This window comes from Paramagnetospirillum marisnigri, assembly GCF_001650715.1.
GTDB classification, from domain to species: domain Bacteria; phylum Pseudomonadota; class Alphaproteobacteria; order Rhodospirillales; family Magnetospirillaceae; genus Phaeospirillum; species Phaeospirillum marisnigri.
In genome coordinates this window covers 126,646-143,988 of the sequence record NZ_LWQT01000055.1, presented here as the reverse complement: position 1 = coordinate 143,988, position 17,343 = coordinate 126,646, and the positions used below count along the sequence as shown (strand labels likewise).

Genomic DNA, 17,343 nt, shown 5'->3' with positions numbered 1-17,343 from the left:
CTGACCGGAGGGTCCGGCATCCTTGACGTCATCTGAGCCCATCTTCGAAGGAAGCCCCATCCCATGACCAAGTCGGAGCTGATCGCCCGTCTGGCCGAACGCAATCCGCATCTGTTCCAGCGCGACGTGGAGCGGATCGTCACCACCATCTTCGACGAGATCGCGGGCGCCCTGGCACGCGGCGACCGGGTGGAGCTGCGCGGCTTCGGGGCCTTCTCGGTCAAGAAGCGCGATCCCCGCCAGGGCCGCAACCCCCGCACCGGCGAGGCGGTATCGGTGGAGGGCAAGGCGATTCCCTTCTTCAAGACCGGCAAGCAGCTGCGCGAGATGCTCAACGTCGACGGCAGCGACTCATGAAAGTGATCTCCTGGCTGCTGGGCCTGCCGGTGGCCGTGCTGGCCACGGTGTTCGCCGTCGCCAATCGCCAGGAGATTCATTTCGATCTGTGGCCGTTGCCCTTCGGCCTCGATATCGCCGCCTATCTGGCGGTTCTGGGGCCGCTGGTTCTGGGGCTGGTGCTGGGCGCCGTCCTGGTCTGGCTGTCATCCACCGGCATCCGCCTGCGTGCCCGCCAGGACCGCCGCCGGGTCGAAAGCCTGGAACGCCAGCTGGCCGCCACCGAGAAACCCCCTCTGTCCTGATCAGGATTCCCATGTCGTCCTCCAATCCCGTCTTCGTCGCCCTGGATACCACCGACCGGGGCAAGGCCGCCGATCTGGCCCGCCGCCTGCTGGGCCATGTGGGCGGCTTCAAGCTGGGCCTCGAATATTTCGTCGCCCAGGGCCCCGAGGGCATGGCGGCGGTGTCCGAGCTGGGCATGCCCCTGTTCGTCGACTTGAAGCTGCATGACATTCCCAATACCGTAGCCGCCGCCATGCGCGGCGTGGCGCGCCTGAAGGCCGCCATCACCACCATCCACGCCTCGGGCGGGGCGGCCATGATCCGCGCCGCCGCCGACGCGGCCCGGGACGAGGCCGCCAAATTGGGAGTGGCGCCGCCCAAAGTCGTGGCGGTCACCATCCTGACCAGCCTGGACCAGGCGGGGGCCGAGGCGGTGGGCTTCGGCGGCTCGGTGCTGGATCAGGTCAAGCGTCTCGCCGCCCTGGCCCAGGATAACGGCGCCGATGGCATCGTCTGCTCGCCCCTGGAAGTGGACGCGGTCCGCGCCCAATGCGGCCCCGGTTTCACCCTGGTGGTGCCGGGCATCCGCCCGGCCTGGAGCGAGACCGGCGACCAGAAGCGGGTGATGACCCCGGCCGAGGCCAAGGCCCGGGGCGCCGACGTCCTGGTCATCGGCCGCCCCATCCTGGCCGCCGCCGATCCGGTGGCGGCGGCGGGGCGCATTCGGGACGAGCTTCATGGCGGTTGAGGTCAAGATCTGCGGCATCACCGACGAGGATGCCATGGATGCCGCCATCGAGGCGGAAGCCGACTATGTCGGGCTGGTGTTCTATCCCCCCAGCCCCCGGGCGGTAACGCCGGAGCGCGCCGCCGAACTGGTGGAATTCACCCCGGGCGAGATCACCAAGGTCGGGCTGTTCGTCGATCCCGACGACGCGTTGTTGGAGCGGGTACTGACCCAGGTGCGGCTTGATCTGCTGCAATTGCATGGGAGCGAGACGCCCGAGCGTATCGAGGCCATCCGTCTGGAATACGGCCTGCCGGTGATGAAGGTGGTGCCGGTGGCCATTGCCTCGGACTTGGCCGCCGCCGAGCCCTTCCTGGCGGTGGCCGACCGTCTGCTGTTCGACGCCAAGCCGCCCAAGGGCGCCACCTTGCCCGGCGGCAATGCCGTCAGCTTCGACTGGACCATCCTGAAGGGACGGAGCTGGGGCCTGCCCTGGATGCTGGCGGGCGGTCTTACCCCCGCCAATGTGGCCGAGGCGGTGCGTATCTCCGGTGCCGGAGCGGTGGATGTGTCCTCTGGCGTCGAACGCTCGCCCGGGGTCAAGGACCCCGACCTGATCCGCGCCTTCATCTCGGCGGCGCGGGGCGCCTAGGACTCCTCGCCCAGCACCTGCTTGACCGCCCCGGCCAGTTGCTTGAGCGAAAACGGCTTGGGCAGGAAATGCAGCCCGGCATCGGGGTCGATGCCGTCCCGGGCCACGTCCTCGGAATAGCCGGAAATCAGGATGACCTTGATGGCGGGGCGCTCCATGCGGACGAAGCGGGCCAGGGTGACGCCGTCCATGCCGGGCATCACCACGTCGGAAATCAGCACGTCGATATGGTCCTCGCCGCGCAGCACCTCCATGGCCTGCTCGCCCGAGCGGGCCTCGATGACGGTGTAGCCCTTGTTGCGCAGCGCCCGGGCGCCGAACAGCCGCACCGCGTCCTCGTCCTCCACCAGCAGGATGGCGCCGGTGCCGGTGAGGTCGCCGCCTTCCATCTCGGCCTGGGGTGGCTGCGGTTTGCGGGTATCGCCCGCCGGTTCGGCGTCGATGCGCGGCAGATGGATGGAGAAGGTGGCGCCCTGTCCCGGCTCGCTTTCCACCACGATGAAGCCATCGGTCTGACGCACGATGCCGTAGACGGTGGACAGGCCCAGCCCGGTGCCCGCCCCCACTTCCTTGGTGGAGAAGAAGGGTTCGAAGATGCGGGCGATGTTCTCCTTGCCGATACCGGTACCGGTGTCGGACACCTCGATCAGCACATACTCGCCGGCCGGCATCAGCTCGGGGCCACGCGGCACCGGCTGCTCCACCTTGACCGCGTTGGTCTTGATGGTCAGCGTGCCGCCGCCGGGCATGGCGTCGCGGGCATTGACCGCCAGATTGATGATGACCTGGTCGAACTGACCCGGGTCCACCCGTACCAGCCCCAGGGCGCGGCCGTGGTTCATCTTCAGCTCGATGGTCTCGCCCAGCAGGCGGCGCAGCAGATTGGACAGGTCGGACAGGGCGTCGGTGACGTTGAGCAGGCGCGGCTGCAAGGCCTGGCGACGCGAGAAGGCCAGCAGCTGGCGCACCAGCGAGGCGGCGCGGTTGGCGTTCTGCTTCACCTGCATGATATCGGCGAAGCTGGGGTCGCCGGGGCCGTGACGTTGCAGCAGCAGGTCGCAAAAGCCGATCATGGCGGTGAGCAGATTGTTGAAATCATGGGCGACGCCGCCCGCCAGCTGGCCCATGGCCTGCATCTTCTGGCTCTGGGCGAACTGGATTTCCAGGTTGCGCTGCTCGGTGGCGTCGATGAAGTGGATCACCAGGCCGGAAATGTCGCCGTCCTCGTGGCTGGGGCTGACGAATAATTGGGAGATCAGGTCGCGCCGTCCGCGCAGCTTTACCTCCAGATGGGTGCCGGTCAGCGATCCCGACAGCACCTTGGCCAGTTGCTCGGCGGCACCGGGTCGCGCCTCCTCGGCGATGATATCGGCGACGGCGCGCCCGATCATATCGTCGCGGTCGATGCCCAGCATGGCCTGCAGCGCCAGATTGCAGGCGCCGATGGAGCCGTCGGGGTCCACCAGGGCGATGCCGACCGGGGCATCGTCGAACAGCCAGCGGAAGCGGCGTTCGGCGGCGCGCAGCGCCCGCTCCCATTGCTGCTCCGGCACCAGATCGCGCACCACCACCGAACGGGTGAACATCTCGCCACCCTCGTCATAGACCGAATGAGCCACCAGCCCCTGGAAGACATCGCCGCCCCGGCCGCGCAGGCGCAGCTCGGCACGTTCCTCCTCGGGATTGGGCACCACGCCGAACACGTCTTCCAGGTTATGGCCGACGATCTCGGTGCCGGGCTTGCCCAGCCACTCCGCCAGCCGCTGGTTGACATAGCGCACGGTGCCGTCGGCATCGGCGGAGTAGCAGCCCACGGGCAGGAAATCCACGAAGTCGGACAGCAGCTCGTTCTCGCGCCGCAGGGTCTCTTCCAGGGCGCGGCGAGCGGAAATGTCCTCGGCCAGCCATGCCACCGCCCCGCCGGTTCCGGCGGGCCTCACCTCCAGGGCGAACCATTCGCGTCCGCCGCCGGTCAGGGGCAGCCCGACCTCGGCCCGGCGCTGGGCGCCCACGGCGGCGGCGGCATCCAGGCGCTCCAGATCGGCCAGGGCGCGGTCGTCATCGGCGGCGCGGGCCTTCATCCCGGCCAGGGGATCGGCGGCCTCGGCCAGGATCTGGCGGCCGCCCTGATTGCGGTAGAGTTCCATTCCGGCCGCCGAGGTGACCAGAACGGCACGCGGGTCGAGTTCCAGGGCTCCACCCAGGACCCGGGCGCGCTCCGCCGCCTGGGCTCGGCCGCGCCGCCGCCAGATCAGCAGGCCCAGGCCCGCCACCAGCGCAGCGAGGACGACGTCCAGCGTCAGCAAGGCGAGATCAGTTGGCAAGGCGCCCCTTCAGCTTCATGACATAGCCGATGACCTCGGCCACCGCCTTGTAATGCTCGGGCGGCACTTCCTGGTCCAGTTCCACGGTGGCGAACAGGGCGCGGGCCAGCGGCGGGTTTTCGACGATGGGGACCTCGTTCTCGTCGGCCAGCTCGCGGATGCGCTTGGCCACCAGATCGGCGCCCTTGGCCACCAGGACCGGCGCGCCCATTGCCTCCATGTCGTATTTCAGCGCCACCGCGTAATGGGTGGGGTTGGTGATCACCACCGAGGCCGAGGGCACCGCCGCCATCATGCGCTGGCGGGCGCGCTGCATGCGCAAGGACCGCAGGCGGCTCTTGATCATGGGATCGCCTTCGGACTGCTTGTGCTCGTCCTTCACTTCCTGCTTGGTCATGCGCATGCCCTGCATGAACGACCAGCGCTGATAGAACCAGTCCGCCGCCGCCAGGGCGGTGACGATCAGGATGATGGTCATGATCAGCTGGATGGCTGTCGAGCGCAGATAGGTCAGCATGGCGAAAATGTCGACCGCGGCCAGGGCGACGAAGTCGTTGATGCGCGATTTCAGCAACAGATAGATGATGAAGCCGATCACCCCGATCTTGATGACGGACTTGGCGAAATCCACCAGGTTCTTGGCCGAGAAGATGCGCTTGATGCCCTTCATGGGGCTGAACTTGTCGAGACTGGGGGTCAATCCCTTGGTGACCCACATCAGGCCGACCTGGGAAATGTTCGAGACGATGCCCAGCAGCATCATCAGCGCCAGCGGCATCAGCAGGATGGAGATGACCCCCTTCAACTGCTCGACCAGAACCACGCCCAGGGTGTCGCGATCCACGCCGATCTCGTGGGGATGCTCGATGAAGGGCAGCATCATCTTGACCACATCGCGTCCGATATAGGGGCTCATCATGGAGATGATCACCAGCACGCCCACCAGACCGGTCCACAGCTTGATTTCCTGGGACTGGGCAACCTGGCCCTCGTCGCGGGCGCCACTGAGTTTTCGGCCTGTTGGTTCTTCTGTTTTGTCAGAATCGTCGCCCGACATGGCCCTACCTCGGCGGCAGGTAGGGGATCAGGCTGTTCTCGAAATAGCGCAAGAACAGCGTGATGATCATGGGAAGGGTGACCATGAACATCCAGATGCCGACCAGGATCTGGATGGGCTGCGAGATGAAGAAGATCTGAAGCTGAGGCACCAGCTTGGACAACAGGCCCAGACCGGTGAAGAAGACCAGGCCCGACACCACCAGCGGCGCCCCAAACTGCAGTCCCAGACGGAAGGTCTCGGTCACCATATGCGACAGGGTTTCGGTGAAATCGCCCCAGGGCAGCGCTTGGCCGGGGGGGAATAGATCGTAGGATTCCAAAACCGCCTGGAACAGCAGATGGTGCAGGTCGGTGACGAAGATGGCCAGCAGCCCCACATTGGACAGGAAGCCGGTCAGCATCTGGCTCTGTTGCTGGGCGATGGGGTCGAAGGAAAAAGCGTTGGTCAGGCCGGTCTGGAAGCCGATGATGGTGCCCGCAAGACTGAGCACCGACATCAGGAAGCTGACAACGGTGCCCATGAAGGCGCCATAAATCACCTCGCCGAATACCAGCAGCAACAGACCGCCGGTGGTGCGCGGCATGGGAGGAATCGTGCTGCCCAGAACCGGCAGCATCAGGAAGGAAATGGCCAGGGCCAGCAGGACGCGGATGCGCATGCTGACCAGATTGCCGCCGATGCCGGGGATCAGCATCATGGCGACGCCGATGCGGGTCGATATCAGCATGAAGCGGAAGATGTCGAGCTGGAGGATCTCTGTCAGCACCGGCCGCGACCTAACCCGATCCGCCCGCGATGATGCGGTCCAGGATCATCTTCCAGAAATCGGTCATGGTCTGCAGCATATAGGGCATGAAGATGATGATGGACCCGAAGCCCAGCAGCATCTTCGGCACGAAGGTCAGGGTCTGCTCCTGAATCTGGGTCAGGGTCTGGAAGATGGAGATCAGCAGGCCAACCACCAGCCCCACCAGCAGCATGGGAGCGGCCACCTTGATCATGGTCATGATGCTGATGCGGGCCAGGTCGAGAAGGTCTGCCTCGGTCATTTTCACTGGCCCTGGGGCTCAGATCGGCATGCGCAGGATTTCGTTATAGGCGGTAATCACCTTGTCGCGCACGTTCACCACCGTATCCAGGGTCATTTCGGCATTGGCCACGGCGGCGACCACCTCGCGGATGTCGGCCTTGCCCGCCACGGCGGCCAACGACGCCTTTTCGGCGGTCTTGGCGGCGCCGACGCTGACCTTGGCCGCGTCCTTCAGCACACTGGCGAAGTCGGTTCCCACCTCGGTGCTGGACTCGCCCGAGCTGGCCTCGTTCTTCTTCTCCAAACCGGCCAGCGGATTGGCGGCGTTGCGATAGGCAGAGACGGCGTTCATGAAGTTGGTCATGGCGGTACAGTCCTGGAAGGTCGCCTATGGGCGAATTCTAGCGCAACATCTCGACGGTGCGCGACAGCAATGAGCGCGAGGTGTTGATGACGTTCATATTGGCTTCGTAACTGCGCTGGGCCTCGCGCATATCCATCATCTCGATCAGCGGATTGACGTTGGGCGACAAGATATAGCCCTCGCGGTCGGCCGCCGGATGCTTGGGGTCGTAGCGGCGCTGGAATTCCGAGGAATCGGGGCGCACCTTGTCCACCGCCACCCGGTTGATGCCGTTGGCGCGATCCAACTCGCTGCGGAAGGTGACAACCTTGCGGCGATAGGGCAAGCCTTCCGGGGTCTGGGCGGTGGAATCGGCATTGGCGAGGTTTTCCGAGATCACCCGCAGGCGCTGGGACTGGACCTTCATGCCGGAAATGGCGATCTGGGTGCTTTTGGAAAGTTCGTCCATGGGGGGTCCTCTCGCGCCGGGTCAGCTAGCGGCTGCCCATCGAGGTCTTGATCATCTTCTGGTATTTCTGGAACAGGGCGGCGGCGGTGTTGAAGGTGGTTCCGGTCTCGCCCAGCTTGGCCATCTGTTCTTCCAGGATCACGGCATTGCCATCGGGCGTGGATTCATAGGTCTTGCGCTGGGTCACCGCCTTGAACGGATCGGGCCCAAGTTCGGGCACGATATGTTTGGAGTTGGTGGCGGCGGCGGTCACCGGCGAGGCGGTGGTTCCGGCCAGAACCTCCTTGAAGTCCAGTTTCTTCAGGTCCTTGGGCAAATAGCGCGGCGTATTGGCGTTGGCGATATTGCCCGCCAGCACTTCCTGGCGCTGGGCCACCCAGTCCATCTGGGCCTTGGTCATCTTGAAGATGTCGAGCTTGTCGTACATCGGGCCTGTCCTAGGAAGACGCCGGAATGCCAACGGTCGGCACCCTTGGCTCCTTGCTGACTATGACTCCGGTGCGCTTAAGAAACGGTAAAGCGGCGCCCGTTGGTCCCGGGGTCGATCCGATCATGGACGAGGTCACTTAAAGCTTTTTTAAGCGCGGGCGGCCAAGCTTGGGGAATCTCGGCGCAAATGCCGAACGCAACCCAGGATAAGGCATGTCCGGCAGCGATATTTGGGATGAACGCGCCGAAGAGGTCGCGGAGCGGCAAGGCTCCGGCCGCGCCCGCCGTCCCGTGGCGGTGGCGCTGCAGCACGATCCCGACCGGCCTGACCTGCCCACGGTCACGGCTTCGGGGCGCGGCGCGGTGGCCGAGCAGATTCTCAACCTGGCCTTCGCCCATGGCGTCAAGGTCCGCACCGATCCCGATCTGGCCGAGGTCCTGGCCGCCGTCGAGGTGGACACGGTGATTCCGGTGGAAGCCTTCGTGGCGGTGGCCGAGATCCTGGCCTATGTCTATCGCGCCAACGGGCGCGCCGCCGCTGCGGCGGCCGCGGCGCCATCACCATGACCGGGGCCGATCGGGTGCGCCAGGAACTGGAGAAGGCGGCCTCGCTGGTGGGAGCCGCCCGGCGGCTGCTGGCCACCGGCACCATGGTCGACCTCGCCGCCCTGGAAGGCAAGGTCAAGGGCATCTGTCGCGGCGTCATTGATCTGGGTCTCGAGGATGGCCGGATGCTGCGCCCCGACATGGAGGCTCTGCTCGCCGATCTCGACCTGCTGGCCGCCGACATCAAGGACCGCTATGATCCGGCCGCGCCTCCCATGGATACCAGCCCGGAGCATTGATGGACTCCACCGCCTATTTGCGTTTCCTGCTGTCACTGACCCTGGTGCTCGGCCTGATTTTCGCCGTCACCTGGGCGATCCGGCGTTGGGGCGCGGGCGTCCTGGTGCCCAAGCTGGCCCGGGGCGCGGGCGGTGCCCGTCGCCTCGCCCTGGTGGATGTCCTGTCGCTCGACGGCAAGCGCCGTCTGGTGCTGGTTAGGCGTGATGACCGGGAACATCTGCTGCTGTTGGGCATCAACGGCGATCTGGTGGTGGAGCATGATTGCGTCCAGCCCCGGTTCGAACTGCCGAGCCCCCCACCGCCGCCCCAGCCGGAGACCGGAGCATGAGCCGCCGCCGCCTCGTCCTCGCCGCCGCCATTGGCCTGGGGACCGCCCTGATGGCGGCTCCGGTGCTGGCCCAGGCCATCAATATCGACCTGGGGGGCAACTCCTCCAGCGCCACATCGCGCATCATCCAGTTGGTGGCGCTGACCACCGTCTTGTCCATCGCGCCGTCGATCGTGGTGATGGTGACCTCGTTCACCCGCTTCGTGGTGGTGTTCGGCTTCCTGCGTCAGGCTCTGGGCACCATGCAGGCGCCGCCCAATACGGTGCTGGTCTCCCTGGCCATGTTCATGACCGCCTTCGTCATGGCGCCCACCTTCGACAAGGCCTGGGAAACCGGTATCCAGCCCATGATGGACGGCCAGATCGAGGAGATCGAGGGCTTCGAGCGCGCGGTCAAGCCGTTCCACGCCTTCATGATGAAGCATGTGCGGCCCCAGGACCTGAAGCTGTTCATGGACATGTCCAGGGCCAAGGAAGTGGCCAATCCCGAGGATGTGCCCCTGAAGGCGCTGATTCCCTCCTTCATGATCAGCGAGCTGCGCCGCGCCTTCGAGATCGGCTTCCTGATCTTCCTGCCCTTCCTGATCATCGACATGGTCATCGCCTCGATCCTGATGAGCATGGGCATGATGATGATTCCGCCCGCCATGATCTCGCTGCCGTTCAAGCTGATCTTCTTCGTGCTGGTGGACGGCTGGTATCTGGTGGTGGGAAGCCTGGTCCAGAGCTTCGGCTAGACATTCGAACCGTTGCAATTTGGTTCACAGCCGAATCGAATTGCGTTTATGGACTTATGGCATAGTCAAATCCTTACGGAGGGTATGGGCGACCCTGGGCAAAGGATTGGCTGGCGATGGCATTTGATCTGGCTTGTTTTCGCGAACGTTTCGATCGGTTGATGGCCGCCATTCGCGACAGCCTGGCCGAACTTGACTATGCCGAGGCCGCCCTGCGGCGTCAGGTGGCGGATTTCACCCGCCAGTGACGCGGCCAGGCCATCCTACCAGGTGATGCCGTCCTCGGGGGTCAGGGCCTGGATCGCCGGGCGGGCGAACAGATAGCCCTGGAACAGGTGAAGCCCCATCGCCATCAGGGTCCGGGCTTCCTCGGCGCGCTCCACTCCTTCCGCCACCACCGAAATTCCCAGCATCTCGGCCATGCGCATCAGGCCGGCGATGATGGCCTGGCGGGGCTTGTCATTATCGACGCCGGTGACCAGGCAGCGGTCGATCTTGATGGTATCGGGTTGGAAATCGGCCAGCAGCGACAGCCCGGCATAGCCGGTGCCGAAATCGTCCAGCGCCGTCATGAAGCCATGGCGGCGATAGGTGGTGACGATGGATTTGAGATGATCGCGATCGACGATCATCTCGTCCTCGGTGAATTCGAAGGTGATCAGGTCGCGGGGAAAGCCGTGTTTCTCGGCGGCGGCCAGGGTCAGGCGCAGGCAGGCCTCGGGGTGGTAGACGGCATTGGGCAGGAAATTGATGTTCAAGCGACGGTCCAGGCGCAGCCGGGCGGCGGTTTCGATGGCGCGGACCCGGCAGGCCTGGTCGAAGGCGTAGCGATTGGCCTCGGTCACTCCGGCCAGGACCGAGGCGGCGCCTTCGCCATTGGGGCCGCGCACCAGCGCTTCGTAGGCATAGATGCTCCGCCGCCGCAGGTCCACTACCGGCTGGAAGGCCATGATGAAATCGAAGGCGGAGGTATCGGCGCAGGCGCCGGAACAGGCAGGAACGGTTTCTGATTCGGTCATGACGGACTCTGTCCAGGCGACGGTTGGCCCGGCATCACATTGACGTGACCGCCGCCGGAATCAAGCCCGACGATTGGGTCCGGCCAAACAAAACCCCCGCCGGATCGCTCCGGCGGGGGCTGCTTGCGGGAAGGACCGATCAGGCCATGCCCATCTTCTTCTTCAGGTTCTCGTCCAGCTTGTCGAGGAACTGGCCGGTGGTCAGCCAGGACTGGCTGGGACCGATCAGGATGGCGAGATCCTTGGTCATGAAGCCGGATTCCACGGTCTCGACGCAGACCTGCTCCAGCGCCTCGGCGAAGCGGGCCACCTCGGGGGTGCCGTCGAACTGGGCGCGGTAGAACAGGCCCCGGGTCCAGGCGAAGATGGAGGCGATCGGGTTGGTCGAGGTCTCCTTGCCCTTCTGGTGCTCGCGATAGTGACGGGTGACGGTGCCGTGGGCGGCTTCCGCCTCCACCACCTTGCCGTCGGGGCTCATGAGCACCGAGGTCATCAGGCCCAGCGAGCCGAAGCCCTGGGCGACGGTGTCGGACTGGACATCGCCGTCGTAGTTCTTGCAGGCCCAGACGAATTCGCCCGACCACTTCAGGGCCGAGGCCACCATGTCGTCGATCAGGCGGTGCTCGTAGGTGATGCCGATCTTGTCGAATTCGGCCTTGAACTCCTTCTCGTAGACCTCCTGGAAGATGTCCTTGAAGCGGCCGTCATAGGCCTTGAGAATGGTGTTCTTGGTGGACAGATAGACCGGCCACTTCTTCTGCAGGCCGTAGTTCATGCAGGCCCGGGCGAAGCCGTAGATGGACTCGTCCAGGTTGTACATGCCCATGGCGACACCGGCGCCGGGGAAGTCGAACACTTCATGCTCGATGGTGTCGCCATTGGCGCCTACGAACTTGATGGTCAGCTTGCCGGGGCCGGGAACGGTGAAGTCGGTGGCCTTGTACTGGTCGCCGAAGGCGTGGCGGCCGATGACGATGGGCTTGGTCCAGCCCGGCACCAGGCGCGGCACGTTCTTGCAGATGATGGGTTCGCGGAACACGGTGCCGTCCAGGATGTTGCGGATGGTGCCGTTGGGCGACTTCCACATCTTCTTCAGGCCGAATTCCTTCACCCGGGCTTCATCGGGGGTGATGGTGGCGCATTTGACGCCGACGCCGTACTGCTTGATGGCCTCGGCGGAGTCGATGGTCACCTTGTCGTCGGTCTTGTCCCGGTTCTCGATACCCAGATCGTAGTATTTCAGGTCCAGGTCGAGATAGGGAAGGATCAGCTTGTCCTTGATGAACTTCCAGATGATCCGCGTCATCTCGTCGCCGTCGAGTTCAACGATGGGGTTCTTGACCTTGATCTTGTTCATGGAGGGGTTCCTCGGTCTACGGATGTCCTAAGGGGGAGTCGGGCGGCGGCGGAGAAGCGGATCGGGCGGAGGAGATGCCTCCTCCGCCCGAGAGTATTTGGTTCGTGTCCTAGAGCGCGGCCAGGGCCGCGTTCAAGGTGGCGGACGGCCGCATGGCGGCCGAGGTCTTGGCCTGATCCGGGTGGTAGTAGCCACCCATGTCCACCGGCTTGCCCTGGGCGGCGATCAGCTCGGCGTTGATCTTGGCCTCGTTCTCGGTCAGGGCCTTGGCCAGCGGCGCGAAGCGGGCTTTCAGTTCCGGGTCCTTGTCCTGGGCGGCCAGGGCCTGGGCCCAGTACAGCGCCAGATAGAAGTGGCTGCCGCGATTGTCGATCTGGCCGACCTTGCGGGCGGGGGAGCGGTCGTTCTCCAGGATCTTGCCATTGGCCTGATCCAGGGTATCGGCCAGCACCTGGGCCTTGGGGTTCTTGAAGGTCTGGGCCAGATGCTCCAGCGACACGGCGAGAGCCAGGAACTCGCCCAGGCTGTCCCAGCGCAGATAGCCTTCTTCCTGGAACTGCTGCACATGCTTGGGGGCGGAGCCGCCGGCACCGGTCTCGAACAGGCCGCCGCCCGCCATCAGGGGAACGATGGACAGCATCTTGGCGCTGGTGCCCAGTTCCAGGATGGGGAACAGGTCGGTCAGATAGTCGCGCAGCACATTGCCGGTGGCCGAGATAGTGTCCTGGCCCTTGCGGATGCGCTCCAGCGACACGGCGATGGCCTCTTCCGGCGACTTGATGGAGATGTCGAGGCCCTTGGTGTCGTGGTCCTTGAGGTACTTTTCCACCTTGGCGATGATCTGGGCGTCGTGGGCGCGATGCTTGTCCAGCCAGAAGATCACCGGGGTGTTGGACAGCCGGGCGCGGGTCACCGCCAGCTTGACCCAATCCTGGATGGGGGCATCCTTGGTCTGACAGGCGCGGAAGATGTCGCCCGCCTCGACCTTCTGCTCCAGCAGCGTATTGCCGTTTTCGTCCACCACGCGGACCAACCCGTCCGCGGCGATTTCGAAGGTCTTGTCGTGGCTGCCGTATTCCTCGGCCTTCTGGGCCATCAGGCCCACATTGGGGACGCTGCCCATGGTCTTGGGATCGAAGGCGCCGTGCTTCTTGCAGTCCTCGATCACCACCTGATAGATGCGGGCGTAGCAGCGGTCGGGGATCATGGCCTTGGTGTCGTGCAGCTTGCCGTCGGTGCCCCACATGCGGCCGGAATCGCGGATCATGGCGGGCATGGAGGCGTCGACGATCACGTCGGACGGCACATGCAGGTTGGTGATGCCCTTGTCGGAATTGACCATGGCCAGGGCCGGGCCGTTCTCGTAGGCCGCCTTGATGTCGGCCTCGATCTCGGCCTTCTTGGCGGCGGGCAGCTTGTCCAGCTTGGCGATCAGGTCGCCGAAGCCGTTATTGACGTTGACGCCGAGGTCCTTGATCACCGCGGCGTGCTTCTCGAACACGTCCTTGAAGAAGACGGTGACGGCATGGCCGAACATGATGGGGTCCGAGACCTTCATCATGGTGGCCTTGAGGTGCAGTGACAGCAGCAGGCCGGGCTGGGACTTGGCGTCCTCGATCTGCTCGGCGAAGAAGGCGCGCAGGGCCTTGACGCTCATGACGGCGGTATCGATGACCTCGCCCGCCTTGAGCTTGGTCTTGGCCTTCAGCATATGGATCGAGCCATCCTTGCCGTGGAACTCGATCTGGACATCGGTGGCCTCGGCCACGGTCACCGACTTTTCGGAACCGTAGAAGTCGCCGTGTTCCATATGGGCGACATGGGACTGGGACGAAGCGGCCCAGGCGCCCATCTTGTGCGGGTTGTTGCGGGCGTACTGCTTGACCGAGGCGGCGGCGCGGCGGTCGGAATTGCCCTCGCGCAGCACCGGGTTGACGGCCGAGCCCAGAACCTTGCCGAAGCGGGCCTTGATTTCCTTCTCGGCGTCGGTCTTGGCGTCCTCGGGATAGTCGGGGATCTTGTAGCCCTGGGCCTGCAATTCCTTGATGGCGGCCTTGAGCTGCGGCACCGAGGCGCTGACATTGGGCAGCTTGATGATATTGGCCTCGGGCTTCAGCGTCAGCTCGCCCAGCTCGGCCAGTTCGTCGCCGATCTTCTGGTCGGCGCTCAGGCCTTCGGGGAAATTGGCGATGATGCGCCCGGCCAGGGAGATGTCGCGGGTCTCCACGGCGACACCGGCGGCGCGGGTGAAGGTCTCGACGATGGGCAACAGGGAATAGGTGGCCAGGGCCGGAGCTTCGTCGACCTTGGTCCAGATGATTTTCGCGGTGCTCATTTTCTTACGTTACCCCCCTCGTCTGAGTTGGTCTTCGCCGTGGCGGACGGCGGTCCCGGGGATTGGGCAGCATGATCGCCGCCCATGGCCGGACAGCCGGGGACGATAGCATTCGGGGCGGCGAACGCAAGCCGGAATCCTACTCGTTGGGATGGGAAACGGGGGGGCAGGGGGACGAATTCATTGAATCCTCTCTAGGAAAGGCGCGAGCTTGCCACCATACTCAGGACCTTCGGCAACCTCGCACTCCTAGGGGGAGTTACCCATGAACCTATTCGCCAAGACCGCCCTCGCCTCGTTCCTGGCCGCCGCCGTCGCCGTGGCCGCGCTGCCCGCCAGCGCCCAGCAGGCCAAGCCGGAAGATCTGCTAAAACTGCGCCAGGGCCTGATGCAGGCGGTGAAGTCCCAGTGGGTTCCTATCGCCGCCTTCTCGCAGGGCAAGGCCGACCTGCCCGCCAATGCCGCCGAGATGGCCGCCAACCTGTCGCTGCTGGCCAAGCTGGCGCCCATCGGCTGGGCCAAGGGCACCGAGTCCCTGCCCAATTCCGCCACCAAGCCCGAAGCCTTCGGCGCCAAGGCCGGTCAGTTCGCCGATGGCTGGAAGGCCCTGGAGACCGAGGCCGCCAAGCTCGCCGACGCCGCCAAGGTGGGGCCCGATGCCGTCAAGGCCCAGGCCGCCAATGTGGGCAAGCTGTGCAAGGGCTGCCACGAGGAACTCAAGAAGGATTAATGGGGGAAAAGGCGGCCTTGGGGCTATTTCCCCCAGACCGCCAGGCCGCCGAACACCAGGGCGGCGGCCACCACCAGCAGCGCCAAGGCCAGCCAGGGGCTGGCCAGGCGCTGCGGCTCCGGCGCCGGGTCCATCTCCTTGACGCCGGTGACCATGGGGATCACCAGATTCTCGCCTTTCTTGATCCGGTAGAAGACGATGGCGGCCAGGTGCAACCCCACCAGCCCCAGCAGCAGCCAGGCACCCTGGCGATGCAGTCCCGACAGCAGCTTCACCATGGCGCCCGAGGCGCTCCAGACTAACGGCCCGTCGGTGGCGATGTCGTCGCTGGTGAACAGGCCCGCCGTTGCCTGGGCCGCCAGCAGGCCCAGCATGGCCAGCACCGACAGCGCCCCCAGCGGATTGTGACCGATGCCCGACCATTGTCCGCGCAGATAGGCGAGGATGCCTCCGGGACCGGACACGAACCGGGCGAAGCGGGCGGTGGGGCTGCCCACCACGCCCCAGGCCAGCCGGAACAGGATCAGGGTCAGCACCGCCGCGCCCATCTTCATATGGATGTCCAGCTTGCCCATCTTGCCGCTGGCCCAGGACAAGGCGAACAGCAGGACCAGGGACCAGTGGAACAGCCGCAGCGGCAGGTCCCAGACGGGAACGGGGCGAGAAGAGCCGGAAGGGGACATGGGGCACAACCTTGGCGATGACTGGGGAAGGCCAGTTTTCCAGGCCGTTCCGGTCGGGTCAATGGGGCTGGACGAGGGTCAGTGACAGCCTTCGCCGAGCCTGCTAGGCTGTGGCCATGGAGCCCGCCACCGAAACCCCGCCCCGGGATGAACCGCCGCCGTCCCGTCCCAAGGACGAGCCGACGAACCGCCCCACCATTATCGCCCTGATCGGGCTCGCCGTCGCCGCCATCGCCCTGGCACTGTCGCTGATGCACGAGCGCGAGGACAAGTCCGCCGCCAACCTGCCTGCCCCGGTACCCCAGGCCGTCCCGGCGACCGGCGCCATGCCCGCCGCGCCCGCCCCGGCGCGCGAACCCAGTTTCGACGTGGTCCGCATCGGCACCGATGGCAATTCGGTCATTGCCGGTCGCGCCGTTCCCGGCGCGGTGGTGACCATTGTCGATGGCGGCACCGAACTGGGCAAGGTCACCGCCGACCAGCGCGGCGAATGGGTCTTCGTTCCCAGTGGCGCCCTGCCCCCCGGTTCGCGCGAACTGCGGCTGATCGCCCGCAATCCCGATGGAACCACCACCGATTCCGGCGATCCGGTCGTGCTGGTGGTGCCCGAGCAGGGCAAGGGTCCCGCCCTGGCCATCCAGACCAGCAAGAAGGGCGCAAGCCGCCTGTTGCAGGGACCGGCGGGGACCAGCGGGCTGATCTCGCTGGATGTGGTCGACCATGACGACCAGGGCCGCCTGTTCGTGGGCGGCAAGGCCCATGCCGGAGCCAAGATCTTCCTGTATCTGGACAATAAGCTGATCGGCAAGGCCGATGCCGATGGCGACGGCCAATGGCGGGTGGACTCCACCAAGCCGGCGGGCCATGACCGCCATCTGCTCCGCGCCGACCTGATCGGCGACAAGGGCAAGGTGCTGGCCCGGGTCGAGGTGAGCTGGGCGCCGGGCGAGGAATTGTCCGCCGGGTCGGTGGGAATCGTGGTGGCGCCGGGCAACTCGCTATGGCGCATCGCCCGCAGGCTGTACGGGCGCGGCGTCGCCTATACCGTGATCTTCGAGGCCAACCGCGACCGGATCAAGGACCCCGACCTGATCTATCCCGGTCAGGTGTTCAGCGTCCCCAACCGCTAACCCCGCGCCCGGGCAGGCCCAGCCGGCGCCATTCCGGCCGGACGGCGCTTTCGCCTGGCCGCGCGGCGGCCAGGGGCGGCCGGATATAGAGGGCGATCACTTCCAGATAGGGCAGGGTCGGCGCCAGGAAGCGGGTGACCTCGGTCACCAGGGCATGGGCGGTCACCGGCACCGGGATGGCGATGTCGCCCCCCACCAGCACCCGCCCGGCCACCACGCGAAAGCATCCGCTGCCCAGATGGGCATTGGCGGCTTCGACGATGCGGGCCAGTCCCGCCCGCGCCGCGGGCGATTCCGCCGAGAAGGGCATGGGGCCGAGATCGCCCACCAGCTTCATATGGGCGGCACCCCGGGCCTGCTCCAATTGTGCGGCGAAGCGGATCTGGCGCAGATTGAAATCGAATTTGACCGAACCGTCGCCCAGTACCAGGGCCTGGCTGTCGTCCTCGGCCCAGGCGCCCTGAAGATCGATCGGTAGGGGCTTTCCGCCCAGGGTCAAGGTAACGCTTCTGGTCATGCTGCG

General features: G+C 65.5%; 23 protein-coding genes. 11 read left to right on the top strand and 12 right to left on the bottom strand.

Annotation, left to right across the window (positions count from 1 at the left end; all coding sequences use genetic code 11):
- Positions 1 to 63: 63 nt before the first annotated feature.
- From ihfB to A6A04_RS10545, 4 genes are read left to right on the top strand one after another with little or no spacing between them, the layout of a single operon-like run.
- Positions 64 to 357 carry an integration host factor subunit beta gene (gene ihfB, locus A6A04_RS10560; RefSeq protein WP_068492607.1) on the top strand — a complete coding sequence of 98 codons (294 nt, stop codon included), beginning with the start codon at positions 64 to 66 and terminating at the stop codon, positions 355 to 357.
- The gene (locus tag A6A04_RS10555; RefSeq protein ID WP_068492605.1) at positions 354 to 641 is read left to right on the top strand and encodes a lipopolysaccharide assembly protein LapA domain-containing protein; all 288 of its coding nucleotides are present in this window, start codon (positions 354 to 356) and stop codon (positions 639 to 641) included. Before ihfB ends, A6A04_RS10555 begins: the two co-directional genes overlap by 4 nt.
- Before the next feature lie 11 nt (positions 642 to 652).
- Positions 653 to 1,369: an orotidine-5'-phosphate decarboxylase gene (pyrF, locus tag A6A04_RS10550; RefSeq protein WP_068492604.1), complete on the top strand. Its 717-nt coding sequence runs from the start codon at positions 653 to 655 to the stop codon at positions 1,367 to 1,369.
- A complete protein-coding gene (locus A6A04_RS10545; protein WP_068492602.1) occupies positions 1,359 to 2,000 on the top strand; it encodes a phosphoribosylanthranilate isomerase in 642 nt (213 codons plus the stop codon). Before pyrF ends, A6A04_RS10545 begins: the two co-directional genes overlap by 11 nt.
- Here A6A04_RS10545 and A6A04_RS10540 read toward each other — a convergent pair.
- From A6A04_RS10540 to flgB, 7 genes are read right to left on the bottom strand one after another with little or no spacing between them, the layout of a single operon-like run.
- Entirely contained in the window at positions 1,997 to 4,324 is a 2,328-nt protein-coding gene (locus A6A04_RS10540) for a hybrid sensor histidine kinase/response regulator (RefSeq protein ID WP_068492600.1), read from the bottom strand. The genes A6A04_RS10545 and A6A04_RS10540 overlap by 4 nt on opposite strands.
- Positions 4,314 to 5,381 carry a flagellar biosynthesis protein FlhB gene (gene flhB, locus A6A04_RS10535; protein ID WP_068492598.1) on the bottom strand — a complete coding sequence of 356 codons (1,068 nt, stop codon included), beginning with the start codon at positions 5,379 to 5,381 and terminating at the stop codon, positions 4,314 to 4,316. Before flhB ends, A6A04_RS10540 begins: the two co-directional genes overlap by 11 nt.
- 4 nt (positions 5,382 to 5,385) lie before the next feature.
- Positions 5,386 to 6,150: a flagellar biosynthetic protein FliR gene (fliR, locus tag A6A04_RS10530; RefSeq protein ID WP_068492596.1), complete on the bottom strand. Its 765-nt coding sequence runs from the start codon at positions 6,148 to 6,150 to the stop codon at positions 5,386 to 5,388.
- Between the two features lie 10 nt (positions 6,151 to 6,160).
- Positions 6,161 to 6,433 (bottom strand): flagellar biosynthesis protein FliQ, encoded by a 273-nt coding sequence (gene fliQ / locus A6A04_RS10525; RefSeq protein ID WP_068492594.1) that lies wholly within the window; start codon positions 6,431 to 6,433, stop codon positions 6,161 to 6,163.
- An 18-nt stretch (positions 6,434 to 6,451) separates the two neighbouring features.
- Positions 6,452 to 6,778, bottom strand: a complete 327-nt coding sequence (locus A6A04_RS10520) for a flagellar hook-basal body complex protein FliE (protein WP_068492592.1) — start codon at positions 6,776 to 6,778, stop codon at positions 6,452 to 6,454.
- Positions 6,779 to 6,815: 37 nt separating this feature from the next.
- On the bottom strand, positions 6,816 to 7,226 hold the full coding sequence (flgC, locus tag A6A04_RS10515) for a flagellar basal body rod protein FlgC (RefSeq protein ID WP_068492590.1): 411 nt from the start codon (positions 7,224 to 7,226) through the stop codon (positions 6,816 to 6,818).
- Positions 7,227 to 7,251: 25 nt separating this feature from the next.
- Positions 7,252 to 7,653 carry a flagellar basal body rod protein FlgB gene (gene flgB, locus A6A04_RS10510; protein ID WP_068492589.1) on the bottom strand — a complete coding sequence of 134 codons (402 nt, stop codon included), beginning with the start codon at positions 7,651 to 7,653 and terminating at the stop codon, positions 7,252 to 7,254.
- A 215-nt stretch (positions 7,654 to 7,868) separates the two neighbouring features.
- Here flgB and A6A04_RS10505 point away from each other — a divergent pair, with 215 nt between their 5' ends.
- The 5 genes from A6A04_RS10505 (at position 7,869) to A6A04_RS23420 (ending at position 9,814) form a co-directional block, all read left to right on the top strand.
- On the top strand, positions 7,869 to 8,222 hold the full coding sequence (locus tag A6A04_RS10505; RefSeq protein ID WP_068492587.1) for an EscU/YscU/HrcU family type III secretion system export apparatus switch protein: 354 nt from the start codon (positions 7,869 to 7,871) through the stop codon (positions 8,220 to 8,222).
- A complete protein-coding gene (locus tag A6A04_RS10500) occupies positions 8,219 to 8,500 on the top strand; it encodes a hypothetical protein (RefSeq protein WP_068492585.1) in 282 nt (93 codons plus the stop codon). Before A6A04_RS10505 ends, A6A04_RS10500 begins: the two co-directional genes overlap by 4 nt.
- Entirely contained in the window at positions 8,500 to 8,829 is a 330-nt protein-coding gene (locus A6A04_RS10495; protein ID WP_068492584.1) for a flagellar biosynthetic protein FliO, read from the top strand. The genes A6A04_RS10500 and A6A04_RS10495 overlap by 1 nt, the downstream gene beginning before the upstream one ends.
- Positions 8,826 to 9,566 (top strand): flagellar type III secretion system pore protein FliP, encoded by a 741-nt coding sequence (fliP, locus tag A6A04_RS10490; RefSeq protein ID WP_068492582.1) that lies wholly within the window; start codon positions 8,826 to 8,828, stop codon positions 9,564 to 9,566. The genes A6A04_RS10495 and fliP overlap by 4 nt, the downstream gene beginning before the upstream one ends.
- Positions 9,567 to 9,682: 116 nt before the next feature.
- A complete protein-coding gene (locus tag A6A04_RS23420) occupies positions 9,683 to 9,814 on the top strand; it encodes a hypothetical protein (RefSeq protein ID WP_281196758.1) in 132 nt (43 codons plus the stop codon).
- 15 nt (positions 9,815 to 9,829) lie between these two features.
- Here A6A04_RS23420 and A6A04_RS10485 read toward each other — a convergent pair whose 3' ends face one another.
- The 3 genes from A6A04_RS10485 to A6A04_RS10475 all read right to left on the bottom strand — a co-directional run bounded on the left by A6A04_RS10485 (position 9,830) and on the right by A6A04_RS10475 (position 14,277).
- The gene (locus tag A6A04_RS10485; RefSeq protein WP_068492581.1) at positions 9,830 to 10,585 is read right to left on the bottom strand and encodes an EAL domain-containing protein; all 756 of its coding nucleotides are present in this window, start codon (positions 10,583 to 10,585) and stop codon (positions 9,830 to 9,832) included.
- Between the two features lie 139 nt (positions 10,586 to 10,724).
- Entirely contained in the window at positions 10,725 to 11,942 is a 1,218-nt protein-coding gene (locus tag A6A04_RS10480) for an NADP-dependent isocitrate dehydrogenase (protein WP_068492578.1), read from the bottom strand.
- 109 nt (positions 11,943 to 12,051) lie between these two features.
- On the bottom strand, positions 12,052 to 14,277 hold the full coding sequence (locus A6A04_RS10475) for an NADP-dependent isocitrate dehydrogenase (RefSeq protein WP_068492576.1): 2,226 nt from the start codon (positions 14,275 to 14,277) through the stop codon (positions 12,052 to 12,054).
- A gap of 265 nt (positions 14,278 to 14,542) precedes the next feature.
- Between A6A04_RS10475 and A6A04_RS10470 the strand changes: the two genes are divergently transcribed.
- A complete protein-coding gene (locus tag A6A04_RS10470; protein WP_068492574.1) occupies positions 14,543 to 15,007 on the top strand; it encodes a cytochrome c in 465 nt (154 codons plus the stop codon).
- A 23-nt stretch (positions 15,008 to 15,030) separates the two neighbouring features.
- On the opposite strand, the gene A6A04_RS10465 is transcribed toward A6A04_RS10470, so the two are convergent.
- Positions 15,031 to 15,690: a cytochrome b/b6 domain-containing protein gene (locus A6A04_RS10465; RefSeq protein WP_068492571.1), complete on the bottom strand. Its 660-nt coding sequence runs from the start codon at positions 15,688 to 15,690 to the stop codon at positions 15,031 to 15,033.
- Between the two features lie 116 nt (positions 15,691 to 15,806).
- Here A6A04_RS10465 and A6A04_RS10460 point away from each other — a divergent pair, with 116 nt between their 5' ends.
- Complete coding sequence (locus A6A04_RS10460) at positions 15,807 to 16,820, top strand: LysM peptidoglycan-binding domain-containing protein (RefSeq protein ID WP_082914843.1); 1,014 nt, start codon at positions 15,807 to 15,809, stop codon at positions 16,818 to 16,820.
- Here A6A04_RS10460 and A6A04_RS10455 read toward each other — a convergent pair.
- Entirely contained in the window at positions 16,801 to 17,337 is a 537-nt protein-coding gene (locus A6A04_RS10455; protein ID WP_068492885.1) for a hypothetical protein, read from the bottom strand. The genes A6A04_RS10460 and A6A04_RS10455 overlap by 20 nt on opposite strands.
- Between the last annotated feature and the right edge of the window lie 6 nt (positions 17,338 to 17,343).